Source organism: Synechococcus sp. MU1625, from assembly GCF_020514205.1.
GTDB lineage: Bacteria > Cyanobacteriota > Cyanobacteriia > PCC-6307 > Cyanobiaceae > Parasynechococcus.
The window spans coordinates 34,869-53,117 of record NZ_VTLA01000003.1 but is presented as its reverse complement, the minus strand read 5'-3'; the positions used below and the strand labels follow the sequence as shown (position 1 = coordinate 53,117).

11 protein-coding genes, 1 tRNA gene and 1 other RNA gene are annotated in these 18,249 nt (G+C 51.9%); 7 read left to right on the top strand and 6 right to left on the bottom strand.

Annotated features, from left to right (window positions below):
- Positions 1–14: 14 nt before the first annotated feature.
- Positions 15–1,166 (top strand): FAD-binding oxidoreductase, encoded by a 1,152-nt coding sequence (locus tag FZX13_RS07415; RefSeq protein ID WP_226408913.1) that lies wholly within the window; start codon positions 15–17, stop codon positions 1,164–1,166.
- Here FZX13_RS07415 and FZX13_RS07410 read toward each other — a convergent pair.
- Positions 1,151–2,005 carry a galactose mutarotase gene (locus FZX13_RS07410; protein WP_226408911.1) on the bottom strand — a complete coding sequence of 285 codons (855 nt, stop codon included), beginning with the start codon at positions 2,003–2,005 and terminating at the stop codon, positions 1,151–1,153. The genes FZX13_RS07415 and FZX13_RS07410 overlap by 16 nt on opposite strands.
- 84 nt (positions 2,006–2,089) lie before the next feature.
- Between FZX13_RS07410 and FZX13_RS07405 the strand changes: the two genes are divergently transcribed.
- Positions 2,090–3,532: a LicD family protein gene (locus tag FZX13_RS07405; protein ID WP_226408909.1), complete on the top strand. Its 1,443-nt coding sequence runs from the start codon at positions 2,090–2,092 to the stop codon at positions 3,530–3,532.
- Between the two features lie 84 nt (positions 3,533–3,616).
- Here FZX13_RS07405 and FZX13_RS07400 read toward each other — a convergent pair whose 3' ends face one another.
- Positions 3,617–4,498: an alpha/beta fold hydrolase gene (locus FZX13_RS07400; RefSeq protein ID WP_255618074.1), complete on the bottom strand. Its 882-nt coding sequence runs from the start codon at positions 4,496–4,498 to the stop codon at positions 3,617–3,619.
- A gap of 36 nt (positions 4,499–4,534) precedes the next feature.
- Between FZX13_RS07400 and FZX13_RS07395 the strand changes: the two genes are divergently transcribed.
- Complete coding sequence (locus FZX13_RS07395; protein WP_226408907.1) at positions 4,535–4,852, top strand: hypothetical protein; 318 nt, start codon at positions 4,535–4,537, stop codon at positions 4,850–4,852.
- A gap of 3 nt (positions 4,853–4,855) precedes the next feature.
- Here FZX13_RS07395 and FZX13_RS07390 read toward each other — a convergent pair whose 3' ends face one another.
- Positions 4,856–6,229 carry a cation:proton antiporter gene (locus tag FZX13_RS07390; protein WP_226408905.1) on the bottom strand — a complete coding sequence of 458 codons (1,374 nt, stop codon included), beginning with the start codon at positions 6,227–6,229 and terminating at the stop codon, positions 4,856–4,858.
- A gap of 212 nt (positions 6,230–6,441) precedes the next feature.
- Here FZX13_RS07390 and FZX13_RS07385 point away from each other — a divergent pair, with 212 nt between their 5' ends.
- Positions 6,442–8,964, top strand: coding sequence for a glycogen/starch/alpha-glucan phosphorylase (locus tag FZX13_RS07385; protein ID WP_226408903.1), 2,523 nt, complete (start codon positions 6,442–6,444; stop codon positions 8,962–8,964).
- A 258-nt stretch (positions 8,965–9,222) separates the two neighbouring features.
- Here the strand turns inward: FZX13_RS07385 and FZX13_RS07380 are convergent, their stop codons facing one another.
- The 3 genes from FZX13_RS07380 to FZX13_RS07370 form a co-directional block, all read right to left on the bottom strand.
- Positions 9,223–9,687, bottom strand: coding sequence for a hypothetical protein (locus FZX13_RS07380; protein ID WP_226408901.1), 465 nt, complete (start codon positions 9,685–9,687; stop codon positions 9,223–9,225).
- A 37-nt stretch (positions 9,688–9,724) separates the two neighbouring features.
- Positions 9,725–10,051, bottom strand: a complete 327-nt coding sequence (locus FZX13_RS07375; protein WP_115024821.1) for a hypothetical protein — start codon at positions 10,049–10,051, stop codon at positions 9,725–9,727.
- 91 nt (positions 10,052–10,142) lie between these two features.
- Positions 10,143–10,216: transfer RNA gene (locus FZX13_RS07370), tRNA-Arg, on the bottom strand.
- 38 nt (positions 10,217–10,254) lie between these two features.
- On the opposite strand from FZX13_RS07370, the gene rnpB reads away from it, so the two are divergent.
- From rnpB to FZX13_RS07355, 3 genes are all read left to right on the top strand, one after another.
- An RNA gene (gene rnpB, locus FZX13_RS07365) (RNase P RNA component class A) lies at positions 10,255–10,645 on the top strand.
- Positions 10,646–11,132: 487 nt separating this feature from the next.
- Positions 11,133–11,873 carry a ribonuclease III gene (gene rnc / locus FZX13_RS07360; protein WP_226408899.1) on the top strand — a complete coding sequence of 247 codons (741 nt, stop codon included), beginning with the start codon at positions 11,133–11,135 and terminating at the stop codon, positions 11,871–11,873.
- A 760-nt stretch (positions 11,874–12,633) separates the two neighbouring features.
- Positions 12,634–18,141 carry a S8 family serine peptidase gene (locus tag FZX13_RS07355; protein WP_226408897.1) on the top strand — a complete coding sequence of 1,836 codons (5,508 nt, stop codon included), beginning with the start codon at positions 12,634–12,636 and terminating at the stop codon, positions 18,139–18,141.
- Positions 18,142–18,249 lie beyond the last annotated feature (108 nt).

The following is an 18,249-nucleotide window of genomic DNA, read 5'->3' as shown; positions in this document are numbered from 1 at the left end:
GGCACCATCGTGCCGTGAGCCATTCCCCCGCTACCCTCAGTGATCTGATCGACCTGGTTCGCCAGTGGCATCAGAGCGCCACACCCTGGACGCCCAGTGGCCTGGAAACACGCCTGGACTGGGGCCCGCCGCTCAATCCCAGCCACGAGGTGCTCTCGTGTCGTCAGCTCAATCGGGTGATCGACCATGCGGTGGACGATCTAACCATCACGGTGGAAGCCGGCCTGCCACTGCAAGACCTGCAGGATTTACTGGCGGAACAGGGGCAATGGCTACCGATTGACTGGCCCCGGGCCGGCGCACCCGGAACCATTGGCGGACTGGTGGCCCGGGGGCTGGCGGGGGGACTGCGTCAACGCCATCTGGGGGTGCGCGATCAGATCATCGGGATCGGCCTGTTGCGGGCTGATGGCGTCGAAGCCCGGGCCGGTGGACGGGTGGTGAAGAACGTGGCGGGCTACGACCTGATGCGTCTGCTCTGCGGCAGCTGGGGCAGCCTGGCGCTGATCACGGAACTCACCCTGCGGCTCCAACCGCAGCGCCCCGCCCGCAGCAGCCTGCTCGTGGATGGCGACCTTGCAGCCCAAGACAACTTCCGGACTGAACTTCTGCGCTCCAGCCTGACGCCAGAACGCTGTGACTGGATCAACAGCGGCGATGGCTCCTGGCAGCTCCGGCTGGTGGTGAGCAGCGTGTCGAACCAAGCGGTGGAGGACCAGCTGAACCGGCTGGAAAGCTTGGCGCTGCAACAACAGCTCAGTGCAGAACGCCAGCCTTGCACCGATCCGCTGACCACACCCCTCGATGCCAGCCAATCAGCCCAGCTGGTGCGGCTGGTGCTGCCGCCAGCCCAGTTGCAGTTGTTGCTGCGGGATGACGCCATGACAACCCTCAAGCCATGGTGCTGGGAACTGGCCGCCGGAGCCGGCTGTGGTGATGGCTGGTGCGACATCGCCACACCGGATCACCAGCTGGAGGCGCTGCGCCGCAGCGTGAGCCGCCTCGGCGGCGAAATGACGCTGTTGAAACGCACCGCCGGATCAACCCTGCCAGCGTGGGTTGATCGTCCCTCCCGACCACTGATCGAAGCGGTGAAACGCCAATTCGATCCCAAGCTGCAACTCAGCCGCGGCCGTCTGCCCGGGGTGCATCAGGAGACGCTGTAGCGACAGGCGAGGGTCTGCTCAGCACCGGGCTCCAGCACCAGTTTTCGATCACCGCTGATCAGGGATTGGCGCGGCCCCGTCCAGGGTTCCAAGCAAACCATCGGGCGCGGCGGCTCGGTCCAGACCACGGTGAGATCCATCGGATCCTGGTGCTGGAGCTGCAGCTGGGCGCCGTTGGTGTCATCGATCAGCGTGACTGAACCGGCTGGGCGGCAGAGAAAATCCACTCCTTCCGGCAGACGGGTGAGCTGATCAGCCGTGGCGGCATCAGCCATCTCCAGATGATTGAGGCAGCGCTCCGCCAAACCGGTGAGCCGGGTCTGAGCCAGGTCACTCACGTTGAAATAGGGATGCAGCCCGAAGCTGAAGGGCATCGCCGCAGAGCTGCGGTTGTGGATGGTGGTGCTGATCTCCAGAGCACTGTCAATTGGCCGCACGTCCATCTCCACCAGAAAGGCGAAGGGATAAGCCTTGAGGGTTTCATCGGTGCTGGAGAGGCTGAGGCGCACGCCGCTCTGATCCTCCAGCAACTGAAGCTGCCAGGGCAGATCCCGCGCGAAGCCGTGCTGCTTGAGGGGGTAATCAACCCCATCCACGGGGAGCACGTCGCCGGGGAGATTGCCGCAGATTGGAAACAACACCGGGATGCCGCCGCGAATGCTTTTGCTGGGATCGGCGTAACGGTCCTGATCGAAATAGAGGATCTCCCGTCCTCCGCAAACCCAGCCGCTCACCAAACCACCCCGCTCGGGGATGATCCGCAACCGATCACCGCTACTGGGATGCAGGAAGTCCCAGTGGGCGTAGGGGGCCGACTGCTGGGTGAGGGTAATGAGCATATGTTGGCTGACATTTAGGTCTTCTACTGCATAGCAGTACTTGAGAGCATGTAAAATTATTCCTAACAGCATAAATCAATACCAATGCCTACAAGCGCTATCCTAAAACTTTCAAAAGATCTTTTTGCCGGGATATATTTTCACGGAAAGGATGACAACAAACTGGTCATAAGCGTCAATAAATTAGCCGATAGCATTAGCATAGAAACACACGCTGAAGACAATAACTTGCTTGAACTTCAGGATATTTCACTCACAGGACTAGGAGAAGTCGACATCGAAAGATCCGCCTACCATCTTGAGCTAGGGCTCGAAAACATTAAATTCAAAACCGAAAAAAGAAGACGAAAATATATTGACAGACTCATCAAAAAAGTGACCAATGAGAATAAGATTTGTAGACTCAAGTCATCCAAAAAACCAGGCATTAATATTGTTCTTAACGAACCAACTTTTATCACAAAAATAAATTTAGGAGCCAAGCAATTGCATAGACTCATGAGCACTCATGAAAACCTTGTGGTTAAAACGAGCCACAAAGGCAATGTATCAATTGTGTACTCACCCGCGAGCGATGACAACTACTTGAAAACCTTAAACCACGCAATACAGATATTCAATATTGATGCCAAAGCATTAGAGCATTCGGGTTCAATTTTTAACACCTTTGAGCAAGCCTTGATGGAAAAAATAATTGCGAGAGATATCGAATCGATTGACGATCTCTTTTTGCACCAGTGCCTGCCTCTACTCGAGAGCAGGCCCAATTTAAATAGTTATCAAATTCTTGCTTTGGCAACTATTTTATTCAAAATAAATCTTTCAAGTCGCTTCTACGGCACAAGGAAATATCTATCTTATAAAAAAATTCTTTGGCACGATAATGTAATACAAAGAGTCATGGCAAAATACAATCAAATCCACGAAGTTATCTACCAAAAACAAGAAAACTTTGTGCTTTCGAAGCACTCAATGCAGCCAAGCAGATTGCTCACGAAAAAAGACCATTATCTCGCAGCGATGCAACGCATAGTTGAGATGGGCCAAAACGCAGGCGTTGAGATCGTTGTTTGCTATGGGACACTTTTAGGAGCCATACGAAACCAATCTTTCCTCCCCCACGACGACGACGTTGACATGCTTGTCATGTACAAAAATGTTAAATCCCGCGAAGAAGCCGTCGAGCAAGAAGACTTACTTTGCAGCACCCTTATAAGTCAAGGCATATCAATCAAAAGAAAAGGCAGAGGCATTGGCTTCAAAGTAAGCGATCCCGTAAATCAAGCAACACTCGATATGTTTGCCTGCTGGGAACCCGAAGAAGGCCAAACAATGCTGATGATGGAACATTTACGCTACAGAACAGTTCCAACAAATATTTTAAGACCTCCCAGCCAAGCTCATCTTCACGGAAAGGATTTTCCAGCCCCTTCAAATCCAAAAGCTTTTCTAAAAGAGAGATATGGAATCACCTGGAAAAAGCCTGACCCTTACCACGAATTCCCATGGCCTGTAGAGATGGATTAAGTCCTAACGAGCCCCAGTCAAACAACAATTGTTCTGGCCTAAGAGCTCTATAAAAAGTGCTTTATTGATCGTCCCAAAGACAGCTCAGCAAAGACCACTGAGCCACTGGAGCAAAGCTTGATTCACCTGCTCAGGCACCTCATCGTGGGGGCAATGACCCGCCTCCAACACCACCTCAGTGGTGGCAGCCGGCGCATGGCGCTGGAAGGTGGAACGCCGCCCGGGCGCATTGATCCAGGGATCACGAATCCCCCACAACAGCAGCAATGGCGCCGTGAGTTCAGCGAACAACTCATCGAGGGGCTGGCCGCGGGGAATGTCGAACACCGTGCGGAACACACCAAATGCACCGGGATCCAGTGACGGGCGGCGGATCGACTCCACCAGCCAGTCATCGACGTTGGTCTTGTCCACATACACCTGGTTCAGCGTGCGGCGGATCGTGGCCGGACGGCGAAGGTTCTCGAACATCAGCCGCTGTAGCACCGGGCTCTTCAGCAGCGCCGTGCCGATGCTCTGACGGGCGATCGCCCCCCAACCTTGCGGAGGTTTCTGCTCATCACTGAACGGACCGGCGGCATTGAGCAGGACGACCCCCGCACAATCCGATCCCAATGCGGCCCCAGCGGCGAGAGCGGCGAATCCCCCCAAGGAATTACCGACAATCACGGTCGGCCTACCAATCCGCTCACGCACGTAGGCCACCAGCTGATCGCGCCACAGGGCGCCGCCATAGTTCAGCTCCGCCGGCTTGGCACTCCTGCCGAAGCCCAGCAAATCGATGGCGTGCACGGCATGGGTCCGAGCCAACACGGGAATGTTGTGCCGCCAGTGATCTGTGGAGGCCCCGAACCCATGCACCAACAGAAGAGCCGGGCGATCTCCAGAGGCGTCAGCCTGTTGCTGCACCGCATGAACGGTGTGGCCGAGATGGTTCCAGGGCGTGGACTCCACAACGTCGCGCAAGAGCCGCGATGCTAGGCAGCAGTTTCGGGGAACTGGATGCAGGAGACCGGTGTATTCATCAGCCCGCTCGCCGATGGGGGGGTCTGGCGGGGTGCCCTGCTCTGGGCCATTGCCCTTTACATCCCCTTGAGTGCACCTCTGGCAGCGTTCGAAACCAGCCTGGCGGATAGCCCCCTGCCGCAGCTGTGGCGCCAGATTGTGCTGGTGACCAGCAGTCTCCTGCTGGCGCTGGTGGTGGGATTGATCACCCAACTGGTTGCCAGCTGGGCTCTCGGCCCAGGCTGGGCCTCCAGCCTGGCGGCCATCGCCATTGGCTGGAGCCTGCTGTTGGTTGCCGTCAATCGCGAGGATTAACGCTTAGTTGCCTGCCAGGGGATCAGCCGCAAATTCTTCAGGCACCTGATTGCCATCCTCGGGGGGCTTGCCTTTGAGAACGATGCGCAGCAGCACCGGCGCCAGGAAGGTGGTGCCGATCACCATTAAAAGAATCGCCGCTTCAAGGCTGGGGCTGAGCAGACCGGAGGCGGTTCCCAAGCCCAAGAAAATCAAGCCGACTTCGCCTCGGGGCATCATTCCCAGACCCACCACCAATTTATTGGTCTTTTCCTTGCCAAAGATGGCCCAGCCGGCGGCCACCTTGCCGATGATCGCCACCACAAACAGGAAGGCCGCCACCACCAGGGCGGAACGGGCACCTGGTTCAGAGGGATTGATGACTGACAGATCCATGCCGGCACCCACCAGCACAAAGAAAACGGTGGCGAACAGGCCAACGATGGGGGTGACCGCCGCCTGAATCTCGTGGCGGTGCTTGGAGGTGCTTGCGATCAAACCAGCAGCAAAGGCCCCAAGGGCAGCCTCCAGACCAATCGCTGAAGCAACAAAACAACTGACGGCCAAAAGCAGGTAGGAACCAATCAACTTGGCGCCCGGGGCCTTGAGTTGATCAATCATCCAATCAAAAGCTGGTGCGGCCTTCTGGCTCAACAACAGAGCAACCACCACGAACAGCACCGCCGCCACCACCAACTGGACGATGGGGCCAATCTCCAGACTTCCGCCGGCTCCCAAGGACACCACGATGGCCAAAATGACAATGCCCAAAATGTCGTCGAGCACGGCGGCGCCGATCACGATCTGGCCCTCCCGGGTGCGCAGATAACCGAGTTCACCGAAAACACTGGCGGTGATGCCGATGCTGGTGGCCGTCATCGAGGCACCCGCAAAGATCGCTGGGATTGCATCAACGTGGAAAATTGCCATCAGGCCAAGGGTGCCGAGGGCAAAGGGCAGCACCACACCCACCACGGCGACGCTGAAGGCCTGGGCCCCCACCGCCATCAATTCTTCCAGCTCGCTCTCGAGACCTGTAAGGAAAAGCAGGGAGTAGAGCCCCAACGTGGCCACCGCCTGCAAAGCTCCGAAGCTCTCGTTGTACAGAAGCGGAATCTCGTCCACCGGCACATGGGACAGGCCGGAGACCACCTCGGAAAAAGCGCCAGAGAGCTGCACCTGAGTCTCCGGCGGCACCAGGAGATGCAAACCCGAGGCACCGATCAGCACGCCAGCCAGAAGCTCCCCAAGGATGGTGGGCAGCTCGAAACGCACCAGCACCTCGGCGAGGGTGCGGGCCGCCACGAAGATGAGCATGAAGCGAAGGACGCCGATCAGCGTTTCCGCCAATTCGAGGTCATGACTGCTGATTTCGCTCAGCAGGGTGGGCAGCAGCATCACGCCGGGCATGTCTCACGCCGAACCTTAATGGTGATTCCGCCGCTGAACTGTTCGCTGGACGATCCCAATTGACCGGGAATGCTGTAGAAGCACGCTTTTTTGCAGGCAGCCCCAGTTGTGATCGCTACGGTCCGAGTAATTCATTGAGTTGGGCTCCGAGCACCCCTGGCCTGACGGTGATTCCACGCTCCTTGGCTCGCTGACCCCCCATGACCACGTCCCAACCGTTCGATCTGCGTCTGCCGACCCCCGGCTGTCACAACGACCCCGAACGCGCCGGCCTCGATGCCAAGAGCGTGTTCGACGGCATGACGGAGCACCTGTTCTTCACCCTCGGCAAACTCGCTCCCACCGCCAGCCGCCATGACCTCTACATGGCCCTGAGTTACGCGGTGCGCGACCGCTTGATGATGCGATATCTGGCCACCACCGAAGCGATGCGGGCCCGCCCGCAGAAATCGGTGGCCTACCTGTCGGCGGAATTCCTGATCGGCCCGCAGCTCCACAGCAACCTGCTGAACCTGGGGATCCAAAAGGAGGCCGAAGAGGCACTAAAGAATTTCGGCATCGAGTCGTTGCAGCAAATCCTTGATGTGGAAGAGGAACCAGGTCTGGGCAACGGCGGTCTCGGTCGCCTGGCGGCTTGCTACATGGAGTCGCTGGCGAGCCTGAAGATCCCGGCCACCGGTTACGGCATCCGCTACGAATTCGGCATCTTCGACCAGCTGATCCGCGATGGCTGGCAGGTGGAGATCACCGACAAATGGCTCAAGGGTGGCTGGCCCTGGGAACTGCCGCAGCCGGATGAGGCCTGCTTCGTCGGCTTCGGTGGCCGCACCGAGAGCTACATCGATGACAAGGGCAACTACCGCTCGCGCTGGATCCCAGCGGAGCACGCGATTGGCATCCCCCATGACGTGCCGGTGCTTGGCTACCGGGTCAACATCTGCGATCGGCTGCGACTCTGGCGTGCCGATGCCACCGAAAGCTTCGACTTCTATGCCTTCAACATCGGCGACTACTACGGCGCCGTTGAGGAAAAGGTGGGCAGCGAGACGCTCTCCAAGGTTCTGTATCCCAACGACGGCACCGACGAAGGTCGGCGGCTGCGCCTGAAGCAGCAGCACTTCTTCGTCAGCTGCTCACTGCAGGACATGCTGCGCAGCCTCGATAACCGAGGATTGGCAGTCGAAGACTTCGCCAAATACTGGACGGTTCAGCTCAATGACACCCATCCAGCCATCGCCGTGGCAGAGCTCATGCGCCTGCTGATCGATGACCGGCATCTGGAGTGGGACAAAGCCTGGGATATCACCTCACGCTCCGTGGCCTACACCAACCACACCCTGCTGCCAGAAGCTCTGGAGAAGTGGGATCTCAACCTGTTCAGCAGCCTGCTGCCCCGCCATCTCGAGCTGATCTACGAGATCAACAGGCGCTTCCTCCAGCAGGTGCGACTGCGCTATCCCGGCAACGACGCGATCCAGCGCAAGCTCTCGATCATTGATGAAGAGGGCAGTAAAGCGGTACGCATGGCTCACCTGGCCACAATCGGCGCACACCACGTCAACGGTGTAGCAGCTCTCCACTCCGATCTGGTGAAAACCGACCTGCTGCCCGAGTTCGCAGCGCTATGGCCGGAGAAGTTCACCAACGTCACCAATGGCGTCACCCCGCGGCGCTGGGTCGCCTTGGCCAACCCCGAGATGTCTGCCCTGCTGGATGAGCACGTGGGACCAGACTGGGTCTCCAACATGGAGAACCTGCGCAAGCTGGAGGAGCGGCAGAACGACAACGGCTTCCTCGAGCTCTGGGGCAACACCAAGCTGTCGGTGAAGCGCAAGCTGGCCACCTACATCCACCGAAATACAGGTGTGCTCGTGGATCCCGCCAGCCTGTTCGACGTGCAGGTGAAGCGCATCCACGAATACAAGCGCCAGCACCTCAATGCCCTGCAGGTAATTACCCAGTACCTGCGGATCAAGAACGGCCAGACCGATGGCATGGCACCTCGCACTGTGATCTTCGGCGGCAAAGCTGCTCCCGGTTACTACATGGCGAAGCTGATCATCCGCTTCATCAACGGCATTGCCGACACCATCAACGCCGACCCCGACATGGATGGCCTGCTGCGGGTGGTGTTCCTGCCGGACTACAACGTGAAGCTGGGCGAGCAGGTCTACCCCGCCTCCGACCTATCTGAACAGATTTCCACTGCCGGCAAGGAAGCCTCCGGCACCGGCAACATGAAGTTCGCCATGAATGGTGCCCTCACCATTGGCACCCTCGATGGCGCCAATGTGGAAATCCGAGACCTCGTCGGTGCCGAGAACTTCTTCCTGTTCGGCAAGACCGTGGAGGAGATCACAGCTTTGAAACAGAGCGGCTACCGCCCAAGCGACGTGATCGCCGCGCTGCCTGAACTGCAAGAGGCCCTGCGGCTGATCGAGATGGGTCACTTCAGCAACGGCGACGGCGAGCTATTCCGCCCTCTGCTCGACAACCTCACCGGCAACGACCCCTTCTACGTGATGGCCGACTACGCCGACTACCTCCGGGCCCAGGAGGCAGTCAGCCATGCCTGGAGCGACCGGATGCATTGGAATCGAATGTCGCTGCTGAACACCGCTCGCACAGGGTTCTTCTCCTCCGACCGATCCATCAGTGAGTACTGCAACAACATCTGGGCCGTGGATCCACTCAACGTGGAGATCACCTGCGACGTGCGCTGATGGGCGACCTCTGCCTAGTAATCAATCTGGGCAGTTCAAGCCTCAAGGCGGCCCTGGTGGACTCCACCGGGGCTTTCGTCTGCAATAAGGGACAGGATCAGAGCACATGACCTGCAGCTTCAAGAGGAACTGCGACAGGCCTCGAGCTGGTGGGGAGACTTTGACGTGATTGTGGTTCCCGCCGATGAAGCAGGAATGATTGCTCGTTTATGCCAGCGCCATAGCACCCCTAACAACTCCTCTAAATGCACAGCTGGATCAGCTGCGATCGGGTAAGTCGGGCGTCTGATGCAACAGACGGTTGAGCCGAAGACGATCCACATTCAACGGGTCAGGAGCCAACTCACCGGCAAGTTCGCGGAACTTCTGTTCGATCTCCTCAGGGACGCGAACATCAAACACGCGTTCCATCAAGGCCTCGATCGAGAAAAGATGGGCGTTGATGTTCTCCAGATCAGCAATGGCCTGCTGAAGTGAATCTCCCGATTCCTCTGGCAGTGGGGAAATCGGTGCTGCAGGCTTGGCAGCTGCATCAGCGGCCTGGCGGGAGCTGTGCTGTCTCTGGAGATCTTCCAGAACACGACCAGAAAGGGTGCGAAACGATTGAAGGGCTGCCCAGTTGAGCTCCTGCTGCTGACGAAGCGTGGGCGATTCCCGGATCAGCCGGTCATGCTCTCGATAAAACCGTTGGCAATCTGGGCACTGGCAGGGCTCTTCCGGCAATGCAGTCCCTCGCGGTCATCTACCACTATGCCACCGATCAAGCTGCCTGCTGACCCAGATCCTCTTCAGACTGAGGGCCATCCTCTCCAGCCGTGTCGGGCAGCGGGATCTCAATGGAGGAGACCACACCGATCACATCCCGCAGCCGCATCGAATCGGCAAACCACCCCATGGCCTGTTCAGTGTCACCCCGACGTTCGGCATCACTGGCTTGATCTTCATGGGCTTCCGCCAACAGAGCCAGCCAGCAGAGGCAACGGGCCTGAACCACCGATAGATCTAGATCCGTGGGCTGGGACTCCGCAATCCGCTCGCTTTCCTGCTGCACCAACAGCCGCAGACGTAGATCGTGAAGCTGGGTCATGTCACCCACACGGTTGAAGCAACCCTAGCGGTGGTGAGCGATCTGCCCACCCCACCAGATGTAGCGTTAACTACTTCTTCAGCGATTTTCACGGGGCTGGCGGGACTCGAACCCACGACCTACGGTTTAGGAAACCGTCGCTCTATCCAGCTGAGCTACAGCCCCAGACTTCTGAATTATGCCCACGAGGCATGATGAGATCTGAAAGCAGGCGAGGTGGTTGCGGCCGATCTCTTTGAGTGTCGGCTGAGGAAAGTCCGGGCTCCCTGATGGCCAGGCTTGCTGGGTAACGCCCAGTGCGGGTGACCGTGAGGAGAGTGCCACAGAAACACACCGCCGATGGCCGGTTCGCCGGCACAGGCAAGGGTGCAAAGGTGCGGTAAGAGCGCACCAGCAGCATCGAGAGGTGCTGGCTCGGTAAACCCCGGCTGGGAGCAAGGCCAAGGAACGAGGGCTGGCCATTGGCCCCGTTCCGCTTGAACGCGCCGCTTGAGGCCGTCGGCAACGGCGGTCCCAGATAGATAGCCACCCACCCTCTTCAGACCAACCTCTGTGAGGCGTGAACAGAACCCGGCTTATGTCCTGCTTTCACCTTATTGATTCAATCTTGCTGCCGTCACGCAGTGCCCTTGACCCTCTACGCACTCAAGATCTGAACCTGCGAGGAATCGAAAACGAGTGAAACAGCAGCCAGTTGCCCACAAACTGAGCAATCATCGTTCAGTTTTAACACCGTGACATCAAAAAGAATTTGATCACGCCCTCTCTATCCCAGCCAATATCAAACAGACGCCGCCAAACCATCAACACACAAATACGTTAATCCTGAACGGACAACAAGACAAACTTGCCTAGATCTTGCGCAACACATATTAAACCGAAAGACCAGGACAATCCCAGACAAACAGACCTAATATTTCGGCTAATTCTTCAACATCACGAATGAATAACGAACATTTGCGTTGACTTTTTAACAGACACGGCAATAGAAGCACTACCACTGGTCAAGAAATCGGGAACTTAATGGAAGCGAACTTCACGCCCAGGCCAATTACCTTGGAATCTGTACTTGGCTTCACATGTGAACGACCAAAGCACTCCAAGCGATGATGGACTTCAGCGATACACCCAGTTACGGGCATTTTGCGTAAGAATCGGCCTCGATCCCACCAACAGCCCAAATGAACAGCGCACGTTAAACCTCATCGATGAAGCCTTGACTCACACGTCAACAGGCCTCAGCAAACACCATGAACGCCTTGAATTTCTTGGAGATGCGGTCTTACGGCTAGCAGCAAGCGAATACATCGAAAAAAAACATCAACAACTATCCGTTGGCGACCGCTCTGCTCTTCGATCGCAATTGGTCAGTGATCGGTGGCTAGCCACAGTTGGGCAAATCGACGCCATTGACTCTGTCCAACGCATTGGAGAGAAGGCAAAAGGTGACACATCAGCTCGCGCCACATTGCTCGCTGAGGGAACTGAGGCACTAATCGGTGCCATCTATCAAGGTTGGAATTCACTAAAGCCAGTTCATCAGTGGCTTGGCCCTCACTGGGAAAAAACCGCTAGCGCAGTGCTTGCCGACCCTCACCGCGGCAACAGCAAATCGGCGTTACAAGAGTGGAGCCAAGGGCAGGGACAAGGACTTCCCAGCTACAACAGCTCAGAAATCAGCAAACGGCATGGCGACCCGCGCCGCTTTCGATGCACAGTGACCTTGCCGCCAACTATCAACGCCGAAGGCTGGGGTAGATCAAGGCGAGAAGCAGAGCAGCAGGCGGCACGCAACGCACTGAATGAGCTGACTGGGAGCTAAAAGCAGCGAACAAATTCCCCGGCCGAAGCTGCTCACTAAGTCGACAGTCACGATGGCAATGGGATGGGAAACAAGCTCGAGACATCGACCGGTGAGCACGTGCATGAGTGGTTGTTCAGCTCAAAGCGGATACCTATTTCAGCAAGAAGAGGGCCTGGACCAACCAAAGCCAGGCTGGCGTATCGACAAACACACACTGACGCATCGATAAACACAACTTCAAAAGGCTTAGGAATCCGCAAACCAAAGATCAACAATCGCCTCAACGCACACCACAGCGAAACACCGCTTATTTGCCAAAAACCCTGGAAAAACGTGTCTCAAACTGGGTTGGCACCACAGCCAGCCTTCAGAAGGCGTTGAAATTTATGCAAAAAAAAATTCAAAAGAAACCAAAATGGCCTCCAACTAATGATATGATGGAAAAACCATAGAAATACTTATGGACGCCCCTCCCGCAGTTGAATCTCGCTCTGAGAACAGAAGACAGACTTTCATCGTCGTCGTCAAAGACTGCGAGCCGGGTAGCGACAAAAAAGCCTATGAAGCAACGGTACTAGAGCTCCTAAGGGCTAATGGAATCCATGAGCAACCGAAAGCCATCAGCAACCTCTCATGTTCCTTCACCATCAGTTTACTCAAAGAAGAAAGCATTCAACTATCTAACTCGTCGCAAATAAACAGTATTGATCCTGATCAAAGTTTGACTATCTGGTAAATCAAAACCCATAAACAGCAAATCCTTCTTGATTTTCCCCTCATGGCCAACGCAACTTCCATCAAAGAAATCATTGCCAACCTGTCCGAAGAGGAGCTCAATACAGAGCTTAAATTAGCCACATATTTTACAGGGAGTGCAGAGCTAAGTAGTACAGGAACGTCTTACGTCGATGAAAACCTTGATAGTGGTGAAATTCTACCTTGGGGTGTAAAGGCAGTTTGGGATGGAGAAGATTTAAGTCTAGACGAGGATGGCAATGAAAACAATTTCGGTGGTGGATATAACGAGGATGGTGAGTTTGAAGGTTCATATGCTTTCGTCATTGATTCAGGGGTTCAAGAACTTGATGATCTCAATATAGAAGACAATGGGTGGTCTAAAAGTTGGGTTAACGGTGAAGATGCTTTTGAAGATGGCGACGGGCACGGAACCCACGTTGCAGGCACAATCGCAGCCAAAGTAGACGGCAAAGGAGTTATTGGTGTTGCTCCGGGCGCGTTAATTACGTCACTGAAAGTCTTTAACAGTTCAGGTGGAGGCGCAAGCTATTCAACAGTTTTGGCGGCCATTGAGTATGCAGCAGAAATTATCAATGAGAACAATCTTCCGAAAGACAAATGTGTAATTAACTTAAGCCTTGGCGGGGGATCCAGTCCCTCGATCGATCAAGCCGTAAAAAATATTGCATCAACCGGAATTCAGTTCGCAATTGCAGCTGGCAATGAAGCTCAAGATGCGGATAATGTTTCACCAGCTGGTGCTGGTGACGCGGAAAATGTCTACACCGTCTCGGCGGTAGACAATAAAATGAAGATGGCTTGGTTCTCCAACTGGGATGACCCGAGCGGTACAGACGGTACAGATGACGTTGATGTTGCCGCTCCTGGCGTCAATGTCTTGTCCTACTACAAAAATGGCCAACTTCAATATTTGAACGGAACTTCAATGGCTGCCCCTGGCGTGGCAGGCCTTTTGATCACAGGCGGAGTAGAGGAAGGTGAAATGGTGACCCCCAATAGTGCTGGCTATGCAGACCCGTTCGCACTCACAGTAATGGAAGGCAGTAGTGACGATGAGGACAATGACGATGACAACCAAGACAATCCTGATGATGGAAATGGTGATGAGGACAATGACGATGACAACCAAGACAATCCTGATGATGGAAATGGTGATGAGGACAATGGCAACGACAATGAAGACACTCCTGATGATGAAATTGAAGAAGGAGTTGAATTAGTTGGTAATGCGACTGGCGATTATGGCGACTTTTTCCTAAGCAGTGGCAGTGGTTCAGTTTCTCAAGCAATCATTGAAAACAGCATCGGCATTTCCTCTGGAACACTAGATGGAAACTTAAACAACACAAAAACATCTTCTAATGCTACTGAAGGTTCCGCTGTAGTAATTACAGAAACTGCAGATGTTGGCGACACTCTTAGCTTCAATTTTGCATTTGCAACTAACGATTATGTTCCGTACGCAGACTACAGTTTTTATACGATAAATGGTGAAACCTATTCACTTGCCTCAATTGGCGATAATGTTGAAGACTATGGAAAACTTGAAGGCTCGAAAACATACACCTTCACGAAAGACGATTTTGACGGCGAAGACAGTGGTTTATACACAATTAGCTTCGGCGTTGTTGATTCAGTAGATACGTGGGTTGACTCCTACCTCCAAATCTCAGAGTTCTTCGTTGATGACGGTAGTGGCAACGATGAAGATGAAGGCGATGATGGCGTTGGAGAACCAGACTATACCTTCGAATATTCAACATATGGCAATGCAGAGGGTTCAGATGGTTCGTTTGACTTAAGCACAGGAAGCGATTCAATTAGTCAGATTTTTATTGAGAAGTCGCTTTCACTCGATCTAGGCACACTCGATGGATCTCTTGGAAGCACGAAAGGAGCCCTCAATGCAACTGAAGGTTCAGCAATCAAAGCTGTCACCTATGCCAATGTTGGTGACGTTATAACTTTCGATTATTCGTTCTCAACAAACGACTATCAACCATTCAAGGATTTTAGCTTCTTCTCCGTCAACGGAAATGCAAAGAAAATTGCAGCCGTAGGTGAAGACACGCCTGATTTTGGCAACAAAATTGGTGAGATTTCATACACATTAATAGATAGCGATTTTGAAGATATTGAATCTTCAAATAAGGTCATCCTCGGCATTGGTGTCATGGATGCTTTAGATACCGCTGTGGACTCTGAATTGTCTGTCAATAATATAGAAATCAGTGCTGCAGAAGAAGAGGAAGCAGATGAAGGAGAAGTTGTCGAGGAGGCTCCAGATGATTATTATTTAAAAGAAGGTAGCTTGGGTGGTAGTACAACTGGAGATGCTGCTGGTACCTTCACACTAAGCACAGCTGATGGCTCGGTGAGTCAGCTCTATGTCGAAAGCAATCTTGGATTAATCTCCAACACACTTGATAGCAATTTAAACGGAACAAAAAGTTCTGTTAATGCTACAGAAGGCTCGTATTACGTATCAACTGGGGTCGCAAAAGTCGGTGACACGATCACATTCGATTATTCATTTGATACAAACGATTACTCGCCTTTCAAAGACTTTAGTTTCTATTCAGTCAACAACAAAGCATACAATGTCGCTGCCATTGGCGAAGGTGGTGTTGGTGATAAAGCAAAAAATGTAGATAGCAGTATCACGTACACCTTTACAGAATCAGACTTTAGTAACAGTTCCTTTGGTAATTATACATTTGGCATTGGCGTCATGGACGCATTGGATAAAGGTGTTAATACTCAAATTGAAATCAGCAACCTTGCTTACAACGTAACGGTTGACGGCGTGGAAGAAGAAGAAGGAGAAGGAGAAGATTTAGACATTGCTTTGACTATTGAATCTTACGGTAGCAGTTATAAATCAGGCGACAAATGGAAAATGAGCTCAGGTAGCGGTTCAATCAGCCAATCCGTACTCGAAAGTAATCTTCAACTTGAAAGCGGTGTCTTAGATACAACATTAGAATGCATTAGTTCCGATGATACAAAATCGGCAAGTAATGCTACTTATGGCTCCGGAATTTTGGCTTATGCAGACGCTGAAGCCGGGGATACACTTTCATTCAGCTACACATTTTCCACAAATGACTACAGCCCATACAATGATTTCTCTTTCTTGGGAATCAATGGAGCAACAAAAAATGTTGCTGCCGTTGGTCAAGAAGTTAATAGCTATGGAAGCATCACTTCGACTTATGAATACACTCTGACAGATGAAGACATTGTAAACGGTCAAGAAACCGCAATTAGCTTGGGTGTTGTGGACGCAAAAGATACCGCCGTCGATTCTTTCTTCTCTGTTTGGAATCTCGCAATGACCGGCGATGGAGGGATAGTTGAAGAAGAGGAATCAGAGCCTGATGATGAATCAACAACTGATGTAATTACAATCCAAGAATTTGGTAATGCATTTGAATCCTCAACTGGCTTGATTTCAATGTCAACTGGTTATGGTGCAATAAGCCAAATGGAAGTAGAGCTCAAAACAGGGCTATCAATTGGTGAGCTTGATGGTGATTTAAATGAAAGTAAGGATGCACTCAACGCAACTGAAGGATCTGCAATGGTTGCTTCTTTTGCAGCCAGCGCTGGAGATGTTGTTAGCTTCAACTATGAATTTGGTACAGAAGATTACATCCCTTACCAAGATTTTTCTTACTACTCTGTAAATGGTGAAACATATTCACTTGCAGTTGTTGGTGTAGATACTCCTAATTACGGATCATCAACAGGAGTAGTTAATTACACGATCACTGATGCAGATATAACCAATGCTGCAGGCAGCAATATTCAATTCTCCGTTGGTATCATGGACGCCCTTGATACCTGTGTTGAAAGTTATATCAAGCTGACAAATTTCGATGTAAATACTTCGGGATCTGCTCCTACGGATATCAACAGTAACGGCCTTCTTGATGGCCTAGATACTTACATGGTCTCATCAGATCTAGAAAATGTTTCCGAAAGTGTAAAACTCACAGACTCAGGTGAATCTTCTATAAGCGAGACTACGAGTGACAATTGGAATATAGATGGAATGGTTGCCAATAGTGACGGTAATTCGTTGAGTGGTTTTGATGTTCTTGCTATAGGAACTGGAAGCAATATTGGAAAAGTTGCTGTCTGGTCTGCAGACGAAGACGGCGTATTGACTGAAAGTATTGATGGAATGGATAGCTCAGATCAATGGGTGACCATTGAAGAGGCTGTTGATAGTGGTTATGAAGAAAAGTTTGAAAAAGACTTTAACAATGATGGGCTAATCTCTTCAGCAACCAATAATGCTGGCATTTCTCTGAAAAATGGTTCTTCAACCAGCGAGAACGTCGAACTAGTAAACAATAAAGGAAAAGCAATCAAACAGTCGGGAACAAAAAACTTCAAAGTTCAAAAATCACTCGCGTCCTCAGGATTTTCCCTTTTCAATACAGAAACGACTGACTATCAAGTGCTTGTTGAAGGTAAGGGGAAAAAGGCCAATAAGTATGGAATAGCTGAAGTGGATCAAACAGGAGTGATGGGTAAGATCAGTTGGACATCTAAGAATTTTGATACCCTCGAAAATAAGTACAACGAAGACATTGATGGAAATAATCTAATTAACGCATCTGCTGCCTACAAAGTCACAGCCACTGGTTCGAACTTAGTGATTAAAAATAAAAAAGGAGTCGCAATCAACTCTAACACTAGCAATCAATGGGATGCTACCGCTGCCTACAAATCAAATAACAATAACTTAAACATTTTGCTAACAGGCGATAACAAGAAAGATGGTAAAGTTTCCGCGTGGACAACAGATAAGTATGGAATTTTCAAGAAAAAATCAGGCTGGAAAACCATTTCTTCTGCTGTCAAATCTAATTGGGAATCAAAATATCTCACCGATATAGATAATAATGGTCTGATTACTGGTGGTAAATCCTTCAGCTACAAGATTGCTTCATCTGTAGGTGCCATTGAATTGAAAAATAAATCCGGCAATTCCTACAGTTTTAACTCATCTAAAAAATGGGAAGCTACTGCTGCAATTGAAACAAATAATGGCTTCAAAGTTTTGCTAGAAGGCGCCAAAAAGAAAGATGGCAAAGTTTTCGCATGGACAACAAATAAGAATGGAACTATCAAGAAAGGATCAGGCTGGAAAAATATCTCTTCTGCTGTCAAATCTGATTGGGAAAACATTTTTTCAACAGATATAAACAATGATGGCTTGATTTCTGGTGGATCTTCCTACAAACTTGCTTCATCTGCGGGTGCTATCACATTTAAAGATAAGAATGGTAAGAATTTAAATAAAAAATTATCTGCACAATGGGATGCACTTGCTGCTGTTGAAACCGAATCTGGTTTCCAAGTTTTAGTTGATGGGAAAGGTTCCAAGAATGGCAACGTCTCTGTATTTACAACGAATCTAGATGGTGTTTTAAACCAATCTTCGAGCTGGCAAAATGAAGACAAATTCTTTAATACAACCAATATTTTCGACTTTATTACTCCAGAAATTTAAGACTGCTTAGGTGGCAGCACACGTCATTACTCTTTGCTGCTCTTACAAAAAAGGTTTTGTCATTTACCTGACCAAACCTTTTGAGCACATTAAGCAGAACATTCATTG